This window comes from Clostridium sp., assembly GCF_051654825.1.
Taxonomy (GTDB): domain Bacteria; phylum Bacillota; class Clostridia; order Clostridiales; family Clostridiaceae; genus Clostridium.
On sequence record NZ_JBOFYU010000293.1, the window covers coordinates 1 to 12,156 of the forward strand.

Consider the following 12,156-nt stretch of genomic DNA (forward strand, 5'->3'; position numbering starts at 1 on the left):
TAATAAAACCTCATATTTTTCTGATATATTTTTTCTTTTAAATAAATTAAATATATCTGTTTTTTTAGATGCAATGTAATTATTATCATTAATAACAAATTCATTTACATCTATACCTGACGTGTTTTCAACTGATATAAGTAACTTTACTTCCTCACCCTTTTCAAAATAAAGAATTTCCCTATTTTCTTTATTTAATGCAACTATATCTAAAATACTTACATTAAACTTAGGCCTTTCTTCTCCTGTACCTGGATTTTCATTTCCACTTCCTGAATTTCCACCTTCACCTGGATTACTTCCTCCGCTTCCTGAATCTCTACCTTCACCGGGATTGCTTTCACCGTTACCTGAATTGCCTCCACCATTTCCTGGCTTATTTCCTCCATCTGAATTGCTTCCTCCACTTTCTGGAGTAGTTCCTACATTTGGTTTATTGCCATTTGCATTAGGCTTATCATTTTTATTTGAGTTATTAACTCCCTGATTACTTCCATTTTGTTCTACTTCATTAGGTTTAGTTGTGCTTGAATTTCCCCCATCATTTGTAGAAACTTCCTCTTCACTTTCAGAGCTCTCTTTTGTTTCATCACCATTTGTAGATTCATTTTTAGTAATTTCAGAATTACCTGCTATAGAACTATTCAAATCATTATTTTTTAAATAAAATCCAAACATGGTTCCACAAAAAATCAATAGCAATAAAATTAATACTATTAAACCTTTCTTTTTTAAGAAACGCTCTTTTTTACTTGCATCTTTGTTAGATACCTCATTCTTTTGTTTTTGCAATATTAAAAATCACCTCATTTAAATAAATTTTAAAGCTTAATTTATAGCTTCAACTATCCCCCTTTTTTAGATTTAGCTTTATACCCACCCCTTTTCCCTTAAAACCAAAAAGTGATTAAAATATTGCTCTATTTCTTTCATTCTATTTTCTTCGACATATATTCATTTTTTAAATTTATTATAATATTATTTTTTGAATTGAATTCAATTTTATATTAAAGTTTTTTCAAGTAAATATCAACTTAAAATTACTAAAAATCACCTTTTATATTTATGTATAACAAAAAAGCGGCTATACTAAGCCCACTTCAAGGTTACACTTTTAACATTTTATCCATTGAAACCATCTATATAACTAAGTTTAAAAACTCAAAAATTTTATACTTTTCTATACATCAAAAAAGTGCCTTATAAATAATTTAAAACTATCTATAAGACACTCTCTTCAAATTTTCATTATTTTCACTGTTTTAAACGGCTATCTTCATTATAAACTTTCTCAACTTTTCACTATTCACTCTTACCTTAAAGTACTAATCTACTGATTTTAATGATTCTACCATTTTTACATTTTTAAGCTTATAATACATTGCAAAGTTTACTAATACTGCAAATAGTATTGTTAAGATTGCTGATATAAAGTAACTTCCTGGATCTATTATTCTACCAAACATCATGTTTTCCATTTCTACTGTTACCATGATAAATTTATGAAGAATAACACCAAGTCCTAACCCTACAGCTGTTCCAATTAAAGTTAATATTATATTTTCTCTATAAATATAAGCTGAAACTTCCTTATCATAGAAGCCTAATACCTTAATAGTTGCTATTTCTCTCATTCTTTCTGAAATATTAACATTAGTTAGGTTATACAGAACTACAAATGCTAATGCACCTGCTGATATTATCATTAAAAGAACTACATAATTTAAACTTTTAACTGTATCGCTAAAGGTATCCTTAAATGCTGTGCTACTACTTACTCCAGATATACCAGCTTCAGTAATTAAATCCTTTATAAGTGCATCTTCATCTACACCTTCTTTTAATACTGATACTATATTATTATATTTAACTTCCTTGCCAAATACCTCATTGTAATATTGTGGTGACATATAAATATAATTTGAAACATAGTTTTCAGTAATTCCCGCTACTTTAACTTCAGTCTTTTCATTGTTTCCATTTAAAATAGTAATATTGTCTCCATCTTTAATTTTTAATAAAGATGCTATTTTTTCTGTTATTACTACACCATTATTACTTAAATTAATAGCCTCACCTGAAACTCTATCTTGAAGACTTATAAAATCACGCATTTCATCAATATTATTTGGAACTAATATTGTTGCAGGTTTTTTAATATCATCTTTTTCTATATTACCATTTTCAGTATTTATAAATTGGAACTTTTCTATTCTTTCATCATCTAAAATAGTTTCTCCAAGTTCTTTTTTCTCTAGTTCTATTGCATTTTTATCTAAGTTAATAGTAAGTTGATATTTATTTATTTCTCCAAATTGCTTATCTGCAATAGTTTTTATAGAATCCTTTATTCCAAATCCAGTTAATAATAAAGCTGTACATCCAGCAATACCAAAGACAGTCATAAAGAATCTCTTTTTATATCTAAATATATTTCTTACTGTAACCTTACCTATAAAGTTTAATCTATTCCATATAAATGGAATTCTTTCTATAAGTATTCTCTTTCCTTCCTTTGGAGCCCTTGGTCTCATAAGAGAAGAAGGAGTTTCTATTAATTCCTTATTTACAGTTAAATATGCTGATAATACTGTAACTGCAACTGCAACTAAAGTTGCCATTAATACAAGTCCAATATCAAAAAGCTTAACTGCTGGAGGAAGAACATACATCATTGCATATGCATCCATAACTACAGCTGGGAATACACTAAATCCTATTAATGTTCCTAATGCACTTCCAATTAAACTTGCAGATAATGCATAAATTATAAACTTAGATGCAATTGCACCCTTACTATAACCTAAAGCCTTTAATGTACCAATATTTACTCTTTGTTCATCTACCATTCTTGTCATAGTAGTTAAGCAAACAAGTGCTGCTACTAAGAAAAAGAAAACTGGGAATACTTGAGCTATAGCATTTATACTATCAGCAGCATTTCCATAATCAACATATGAATAATGACTATTTCTATCTAATATTATCCATTCTGGTTTATTAATAGTTGATGCTATTGCTTCAGGTAATCCTGCTGTTACTTCTTCATATCTTTTTTCTGTTCTTTCATTTTCTATTCCCTCAAGCTCAGCAGTAACCTTATCTACTACATCAAAGTATTCATCCTTATATGAATGTAATTCCTTAGCTCCCTTTACTGTAATAAAGGCTTCTGAATATGCTGGACTTTTAAAATCCTCTTGTGGAATCATAATAAAAGCATTTATTACACCTGCTCCTAAGTTGCTACTTCCCTTTTCAAATGATAAATAATAAGGTGTTTCAACCTTACCTACTACTGTATATTCAGTTTTTTCTAAAGTATTTTCTAGTGGCTTTTCTAAACCTGACTCTAATTTAATAGTATCTCCAATTTTTATATCAGATAAGGTTTCTATATTTTCTATTACCACTTCACCACTTTTTTCTGGTAATCTTCCTTCTATAACATTTACTCTATTTATATAATCTTTATCTTCATTATTTAACTTATTTAAATCTAAAGCATGTGTCTTTAATACCATTTCCCTAGAATTATGATTTAATATCACATCATTTGAATAGGTTCCAAAAACACCTTCTACTCCTTCTATTTTCCTAATCGCATCTATGTCTCCATCTGTTAATCCAAGAGTAGATATTAATCTTATATCCATTAAATTATAATCATCATAGTATTTATCAGCTGTTGCTCTCATTACTAATGGTGATGATTTAACTCCTACAAAGAAGGCTACCCCTAATGATATTATAATTAATATAGACATAAACCTTCCTAGAGATTTTTTTATATCTCTAAAGGTATCCTTTAATAACATATTTCTCATATTACCATTCAATCCTTTCTACTGGAGTTGGATTATCATTAATTTCTACTTTAGATATCTTTCCATTTTTAACATGGATTACTTTATCTCCCATAGGGCATAAAGCTAGGTTATGAGTAATTATAACTACTGTCATTCCCATTTCCCTACATGTATCTTGAAGAAGCTTAAGAATAGCTTTTCCTGTGTTATAATCTAGTGCCCCTGTTGGTTCATCACAAAGTAATAACTTTGGATTTTTAGCTAAAGCTCTTGCTATTGCAACTCTTTGTTGTTCTCCACCTGAAAGCTGAGCTGGGAAATTATTTTTTCTATCAGCTAATCCTACTGCTTCTAAAGTTTCTTCTATATTTAATGGATTTTTACATATTTGAGTTGCTAATTCTACATTTTCAAGAGCTGTTAAGTTTTGAACTAAATTATAAAACTGAAAAACAAACCCTATATCAAATCTTCTATATGTAATAAGCTCCTTTTGTGAATATGAAGTCACATCATTTCCATCTACTATAACCTTTCCTGTGGTAGCTTGGTCCATTCCACCTAAGATATTTAATATTGTACTTTTACCTGCTCCACTTGCACCAGCTACAATAACAAATTCTCCTTTATTAATAGAAAAATCAACTCCACTTAAAGCATTTATTTCTACTTCCCCCATTTTATAAACCTTTTTAACATCTATAAATTCAATATACTTACTCATTTAAAATCCTCCCTACACATTGACTAAATATACATTTTATCATTAATTAAACTAATTATAAGATATAAAATTAACTATACCGATATATATATAATACCACATCACAACAATCAAAAATCCTAAAAAATTCTTTAATAGTATTAACTTTTTATGTCTAAAGTATTTAAAAACTAAGTCTATACTTTATTGATAGAAGTTAATTTCCTTAATAAAAATTTAACTTATCTTTATTGAAAGTAATCTAAATAAAACATACAACTATACCAATTTATAATTGTATGTTTTATATAACTTTATCTTATCGAATTATATAGCTTTATTTAAATACTACCAAATATCTGATTCTGATCTACTAAATGATCCACTATATGAAGAATTGCTATATGATGAACTACTGTTTGATCCGCTATATGATGAACTACTATTTGAGCTGCTAAATGATGAACTACTGTTTGATCTACTTGTTCTGCTATAAGATGATCCACTATTTGATCTACTTGAACTACTATTTGATAAACTACTATTTGAACTGCTGTATGATGATCCACTATTTGATCCACTTGATCTACTTGTTCTGCTATTTGATGAACTACTATTTGAGCTACTTGAACTACTATATGATGAACTACTATTTGATGAGCTACTACTTGAATGACTACTTGAACTTCTTCTCTTATAATAGTTGTGACCTCTATATGATTGTTCTTGGTAATATTTCATATAAAACACCTCTCATTATTTTCATCTTTTGTAAGTGATTTTTATCATTTACTTAATATATATTATGCTTAACATAGTAATTATGTTACATTTTTCAAATTATGTTTAATGTTTTTTATATCTTATAAATATATTTTTATATTGTTAAACCATGTAATTATTAAGTATTCTATTTTATCCTACTCTACTAATTACATGGTTTAAAGAATCTATTTATTTTCATTTTTTATTATATCTAATTGCTTTCTTATATCTTTAATATCATCGTAACTATCATTTATCCCCATAAGCTTTTCTAAAAATATCTTTTCATTTTTAGTTAAATCTAACTCTTCATTCCAAGGCTTTTCGTCTTCATCATTACCTTTATAAAATGAATAATAAAGATGAATTAAAAAATCAGCTAAATACCAATAATCTACATCCTTTTCATACTTATCTCCATCTATAAATCTAGCTAGTCCAAAGTCTATTAAAACTAAGTCAGCATTTTCCTTTACAATTACATTTGGCATTCTTATATCTCGATGTACAATATTGTTTTGCTGTAATATTTCTATAATATCAATTATTTGACCTGCAATTTTATAAATTTCTTCTCTATTAAATCTATAGTTTTCTCTAGCTAAAATATCTTCAAAAACTTTTCCTTCTATATATTCCATTATATAGCCTTCTCTATATTCATCCTTAAAGCTACCTATATATTTAGGAAAGCAAGGATTATCTAAAGCTTTCATTATACTCTTTTCATAAAACAACTTACTTCTTGATCTTTCTAACATTTCATTTTTCAGTTGCTTTATTACAACAAGTTTTCCATTTTCACCTTTAGCTAAATAAGCAATTCCATATCTTCCTGCACCTATAATCTTAATTATAGTATATCCTTTTACAACTTCATTTTTCTTATAATATATATCCTTAAGCTTTTTTACAGCTTCACCATTTTTATAATCCTTAGCATTTTCTCTTTTTCCATTTCCCTTTTTTCTTCTCTTATAAACCTTGACTTCTTCTCTCTTTTCTCTTCCTCTAATCTCGTTTATATTCTTATATCCCTTCATTCTTTATACCTCATGCTACAACGGCTAGCCATCGTATAAACCTTATCTTATAGTTTAAATCTAAGTTAATTTTATGATTTATTAGGTTATATACTACATAGTATATTTTATGAAGTTATTATTATAAATGTTACATATTTAACTTATGTTTGAAAATATCTTAAGTTAAACTTCCCTTTCTAAAGGCTTCTATCATCTTTCCTGCAATGGACATCTTTCTTGGAAGTGTTGGATAATTTCCTTCCTTAAACCACCCTGCATGGACTATTTCTTTTCCATCTACCTTTATTTCTCCACTTTCATATTCAGCAATAAATCCAACCATTAAAGAATTAGGAAATGCCCAGGGCTGACTGTTATAGTATCTAATATTTTTAACTCTTATTCCAACCTCTTCAAATACTTCTCTTTTAACACATTCTTCAAGGGTTTCACCTTGGTCTACAAATCCAGCAATTATACTATACATATTATTTTTAAAATTCTTATTATGAGCCAAAAGTAATTCATCACCTTTAGTAATTGCAACAATTATAGCTGGACATATACTTGGGAAAATTAAATTTCCACATGATGTACAAATCTTTGCTCTTTCATCTGTCTTATCAATAGTCTTAGATCCACATTTACCACAAAACTTACTTTGCTGATTAAAATGTATTATTTGTCTACCTCTTCCTGCTAAAGAAAACATATCTTCACTTAAAATTACGCCTGACTCATATAAATCTACTAATTCAAAATCATTAGATATATTATCAATATTTACTCCCTCTACTGCATAACATCCAATCTTATTAAATTCACCCATACAATGAATCATACTATTATTTAAAACTTCATCATTTATATCTGATCTAATAGGAATACTTAAAGTGTCATTTATCTTTTTTAATAATAAACTTCCCTTTTCAAATATAAACATTAAATCATTTTTTTCTTCTTTTCTTTTTATTAATGGTATAAATTCAAAATATCTATTCTTCATAATCCTTACCTTCTTATAATAAATTTTAATACAATAAAGGAGTTGACTAAATCAACCCCTAATTAATCTTTTAGCTGAAACTAATACTCCAATTAATGCAATAATTATTACTGCAATCCATAATAAAGTATCAACATTATCTTTAGTATATACTAAATCATTCATTACTTCATTACTTTCTTCATCATTTAAAATATCAGCTATATCCTTTTTATCTCTATTTACATTACTAACACCAGTAGTGCTATTTTCACTTTCATTTATGCTACTATTAACATTTTGAATTTTACCGTCTTCTATATTATCATTATAAACACTTTCTTTTTCTTCTTTATTTATATTAACAGTATTATTATTGCTAACTTGTGATAAACCATCACTTCCTTCTAACTTGCCTTCATTTTTTACATCCTGTGATTTTAAGGATTTTTCATTTTCACTGCTCTTATAGTTTCCAGCAGCACTTATTTCTTTTTCTTCATTATTTTCATCCTTTAAAGTATCCCTTTTATTTTCTATATAATTTGCTTTGGCTAATTCACTGTTGTTATATTTAGCCTCTAGATTATTATTATTAAAATTCATATTCCCAACAGGGGCTACCTTTAACTTTTCTTCCTTTTGCTTTTTTTCGTCCTTAACTATATTCATTATTCCATCTTGTGCAAAGTCATCTACATAATTATTATAATAATCACTTATTTGCTCTAGGTTTGCTTTTATTAAAACTGTATTATTATTTTTTTCTTTTATTTCTATGCTCATATCTCTTAAATTAAAGTTTAACTTTAAGTTTAAGGCTTTTGTTATAAAATTAAAATCATTATAAATAGATATTAAATCATTAAATTTAAAATCTGTTAATGAAGATTTATTTTCTACAGTAGACGCTATTTTTTCTCCTCTTTGAACCACTTCTTCAATTTTTTTATCATCTAATACATAATAATATACATACTCAGCAATATTTTCACTATAGTTATCCTCTATACCTATTTCTTGAAGCTGACTTTCTAATCTTTCCTGTTCCTCTGAAGCATTTACATTTATATTAGTAATAAAGCTAATAAGAAAACAAATAATTAAACCTTTAAGCAATAATTTCATCTTGTAATACCATCCTTTATCTTAGTGCTATTTTTTATTTTAAAGTATTACCTTTGCATTTATTATCTAATCAGATTTTTGTAAAAGATAAATTCTTTTACTAAAAATAATTTAAATAAATATTTTATGCTATTGAATATAATTATTCTTTAGTGTTCATACTTAAGATAGATGATGGCAATTCCCCAACCTTTCCCCCATTATATACCATTAATACAGCCATCATCTTTTTTTATTTGGAATAATTCTTATAATTATTTTTATATTTAATATAGATAATAGAATATTTTTTATTTATAATATTAATTACTTACATATTAACTTTAATTACATATTTCCTTTTTAAAAAGGAGATATTATGAAAAGAAAATTATCAATAGGAAAAACTATTTTTTTAACTTTTATTAGTTTAATTATTTTATCAATTATTTCGGCTTCAGTTTATGTAGGCTACTTAGGCAATAAGGTCCAAAGAGTATCCATAGATAGAAAAGATGTTACTGATACTGAACTAGATCCTAGTAATGCTGAAACTAACTTTGACAAAGAACAACAAGATGTATTTACTATAGCTTTATTTGGAACAGATTATTCAGGTGAAACTATTGGTGCTGCTGATTCTACACTTATTTTATCTATAAATAAAAATACAGGTAAAATAAACTTACTTTCTTTAATGAGAGATATGTACTTAGATTTACCAAACGGAAGTGGTCAGCAAAACTTAAATTATACTATGTCATCTGGTGGTCCAAGCCTTATTTTAAAAACAATTAACTATAACTTTAATCTTAAAATAGATAAGTTTATACAAGTTGACTTAAAAAAACTTCCTTCTATTATAGATAGATTAGGTGGCATGGAAATTGAAATTACTCCTGGAGAATTAGAGCATATTAATAGATACATAAAAAGCATTGATAAACGTAATGAAACTACTACAGAATTATTAACTTCACCTGGAATGCAAAGCTTAAATGGAACTCAAATAGCTGCTTACTGCAGAATTAGAGCTACAGATGGTGGAGATTTTAAAAGAACAGAAAGACAAAGAGATGTTATATTAAATTTATTTGAAAAGTCAAAGAATTTATCTATTCTAGATATTAATTCAATAGCAAATGATTTATTACCTTATGTTTCTACAAACTTAACTAATGAAGAGATTTTTTCACTTAATAGTATTTTAATAACTGCTAGAAATTACGCTATAGAACAATCTCGTTTCCCATTAGATGGTGAGTATGAAACTGTGTGGACTGATATGTATCATATGTTAATTGATAAAGAACAAACTACTAAAGAGATTCATGATTTCTTATATTCAAATTAATGATATAAAATATCTATAAATATATAAAACAAGCCTCCTACATCTAAATTGTAGAAGGCTTGTTTTATCCAAAAAACTCTTCACTTTTCCCTATAACTTCTTAACTATTCACTCTTACTTCTTCTCTTCATCTTGCTCTTTTCCCCAGTTTTTATTTCTATTTCTCATTTTAACTCCATATAATGCTGCTCCACCGGCTAATGTTATTAATGCCATTAAGCTTAATATTCCAAGTCCTATACTTTCCATTATGTCACACTCCCCTTATTCTACTCATAACTATTATAATAGATATTACCCAAATATACTTAATCATACAAGATAAGATTTTATAATATTAGAAATAATCACTTTTAAATATATTGTATTAATTATTATATATTAAAAATACAAACTTAAAACATGTCTTTTTAAAATTTTAATTTTATTTCTATGGTCCCAAAAATCAAAGCAATTTTTCTGTAAATTTCATTATAAATATTACAGAATTATCTTTTGATTTTATATTATATTCTATATTTGAATGTTTATCTAAAATTGATTTTACTATATATAACCCTAATCCTGATCCACCAGTTTTTCTATTTCTTGATTTGTCTACTCTATAAAAAGCATTAAAAATTTCATCCTTATCTCTTTCCGCTATAATTACTCCTGTGTTTTCTACTGTTAACTTTGAATTAGTTAAAGTAACTATAATTCTTTCTTCCTTAGGTGAATGTGTTATTGCATTTTTAATAATGTTAGTTATAACCTTCCTTAATAACTTTTCTTCACCCATTATAAAAATATCATCTTCTATATATGTTTCTAAAGCCATATTTTTTTCTTCAATAAAATAACTTAATCTATTTATTACATTTCTTGATAAAAGACTTAAATTTACTTTAGTAAAATTATATTTATAATCTACATTTTCTCTTTCACTTAAATAAAGAATTTCTTGCACAAGCTCTCTCATATTTTGAGTTACATCATAGGATTCCTTTAAATATTTGTCTCTATCCTTGTATTTACCTATGTTATAAATCATACCTTCTAATTGTCCACTTATTATTGTAATAGGTGATTTTAATTCATGAGATATTGTAGCTATAAATTCTCTTCTTTCCTTTTCTAAAGCTCTTTCCCTTTCTATTTCTGCTTCCATTCTTTCAAAGGATTCCTTTAAGTTTTTATTCATTAAGTTTAAGCTACTAGATAATTGCCCTACTTCATCATCACCCTTTACTTCTAACTTATTTTCAAAATCTAAATTAGCCATTTTTTTAGCAACATCATTTATACTTATTAATGGCTTACTTATTAATCTTGAATAAAAAATAGATATTATTATTGAAATTATTATTATTGCAACTATTGCAAAAGGAAAGAAAAGCTCCACTACTGTAGTTATTTGCTCTATTGGACTTACAGGAACATGGACTGCCATATTATATTCATTTCCTAATACTTTTATAAATACTGATTTTCTAATATTTAAATTTTCCCTTTTACTATTATTTATAACTGGCGCTTGAAATGGATCATCATATTCTCCACCTACTCTTACATTGAACATTCCATTATCATTATGTAAAAAAGGGATCTTACTTGGATTTTTCATTCCACCTTTAAATGATGTATAAATAATATTTTTTACATCATTATTTTCTTCCTTATCAAATAATATAAGCTGCACATTATTATCATATGAAAACTTATCTAAAACATCTATTAAATCAATTGACTCTTCTTCACTTAATGTTTTTTCTAAGACTTTAACATTATTATTTATCTTCTTAACTATATATCCGTTATATACTCTTGGCATAAATATATAAATACACATATATAAAATCATAAAAGAAGCAGTCATTATTATTCCGCTACTAACAAATATCTTCTTTTTTATTCCTATACTGTTCCACTTATTTTTCCAAGACATATCCTACTCCCTTTACAGTTTTAATATAATCCTTTTGAATCTTTTTTCTTATATTTTTCATATGGGCATCTATAACTCTAGTATCTCCGTAATAATCATATCCCCATATTTTTTCTATAAGCATTTCCCTAGAAACTACTGTTGGATAACTTAATATTAATAGCTTTAATATATTAAACTCCTTTAATGTAAGCTCTACTTCATTTTCATCTATAAAAGCTTTATAGGTTTGTTTATCTAAACTTAGCTTATCAAAAATTAATCTATCCTTTTCTGACTTTTCCTTTTTCTTTCTTCTTAAAACTGCTTCTACTCTCCTAATTAAAATATTAAAAGAAAATGGCTTTGATATATAATCATCAGCTTCTAAATCAAATCCCTTTACTTCACTTTCTTCATCTCCTAAAGCAGTTAAAAATATAATCCCTACTTCTTCATCTGCTCTTTTAATCATCTTGCATAAACCATATCCATCAAGCCT

General features: G+C 26.6%; 10 protein-coding genes and 1 pseudogene. 1 reads left to right on the plus strand and 10 read right to left on the minus strand.

The features are described from left to right. From ACRDBA_RS17920 to ACRDBA_RS17950, 7 genes and pseudogenes are all read right to left on the minus strand, one after another. A pseudogene (locus ACRDBA_RS17920) lies at window positions 1-792 on the minus strand (hypothetical protein); the annotation flags it as partial. A gap of 533 nt (window positions 793-1,325) precedes the next feature. Beyond that, on the minus strand, window positions 1,326-3,827 hold the full coding sequence (locus tag ACRDBA_RS17925; protein WP_438574298.1) for an ABC transporter permease: 2,502 nt from the start codon (window positions 3,825-3,827) through the stop codon (window positions 1,326-1,328). Window position 3,828: 1 nt separating this feature from the next. Beyond that, complete coding sequence (locus ACRDBA_RS17930; protein ID WP_438574299.1) at window positions 3,829-4,533, minus strand: ABC transporter ATP-binding protein; 705 nt, start codon at window positions 4,531-4,533, stop codon at window positions 3,829-3,831. 327 nt (window positions 4,534-4,860) lie between these two features. Continuing rightward, on the minus strand, window positions 4,861-5,253 hold the full coding sequence (locus ACRDBA_RS17935; protein ID WP_438574300.1) for a hypothetical protein: 393 nt from the start codon (window positions 5,251-5,253) through the stop codon (window positions 4,861-4,863). Window positions 5,254-5,462: 209 nt separating this feature from the next. Beyond that, window positions 5,463-6,320 carry a protein kinase family protein gene (locus ACRDBA_RS17940; RefSeq protein ID WP_438574301.1) on the minus strand — a complete coding sequence of 286 codons (858 nt, stop codon included), beginning with the start codon at window positions 6,318-6,320 and terminating at the stop codon, window positions 5,463-5,465. Window positions 6,321-6,480: 160 nt separating this feature from the next. Continuing rightward, a complete protein-coding gene (nudC, locus tag ACRDBA_RS17945; RefSeq protein WP_438574302.1) occupies window positions 6,481-7,308 on the minus strand; it encodes an NAD(+) diphosphatase in 828 nt (275 codons plus the stop codon). A 51-nt stretch (window positions 7,309-7,359) separates the two neighbouring features. After that, the gene (locus ACRDBA_RS17950; protein ID WP_438574303.1) at window positions 7,360-8,415 is read right to left on the minus strand and encodes a hypothetical protein; all 1,056 of its coding nucleotides are present in this window, start codon (window positions 8,413-8,415) and stop codon (window positions 7,360-7,362) included. Window positions 8,416-8,773: 358 nt separating this feature from the next. Here ACRDBA_RS17950 and ACRDBA_RS17955 point away from each other — a divergent pair, with 358 nt between their 5' ends. Next, window positions 8,774-9,748, plus strand: coding sequence for an LCP family protein (locus ACRDBA_RS17955; protein ID WP_438574304.1), 975 nt, complete (start codon window positions 8,774-8,776; stop codon window positions 9,746-9,748). Window positions 9,749-9,862: 114 nt separating this feature from the next. Here ACRDBA_RS17955 and ACRDBA_RS17960 read toward each other — a convergent pair whose 3' ends face one another. The 3 genes from ACRDBA_RS17960 to ACRDBA_RS17970 all read right to left on the minus strand — a co-directional run. After that, window positions 9,863-9,997, minus strand: a complete 135-nt coding sequence (locus ACRDBA_RS17960) for a hypothetical protein (protein WP_438574305.1) — start codon at window positions 9,995-9,997, stop codon at window positions 9,863-9,865. A 196-nt stretch (window positions 9,998-10,193) separates the two neighbouring features. Beyond that, complete coding sequence (locus tag ACRDBA_RS17965; RefSeq protein WP_438574306.1) at window positions 10,194-11,675, minus strand: sensor histidine kinase; 1,482 nt, start codon at window positions 11,673-11,675, stop codon at window positions 10,194-10,196. After that, window positions 11,659-12,156: response regulator transcription factor (locus tag ACRDBA_RS17970; protein ID WP_438574307.1), on the minus strand; the 498-nt coding region annotated here is incomplete at its 5' end. The genes ACRDBA_RS17965 and ACRDBA_RS17970, both read right to left, overlap by 17 nt.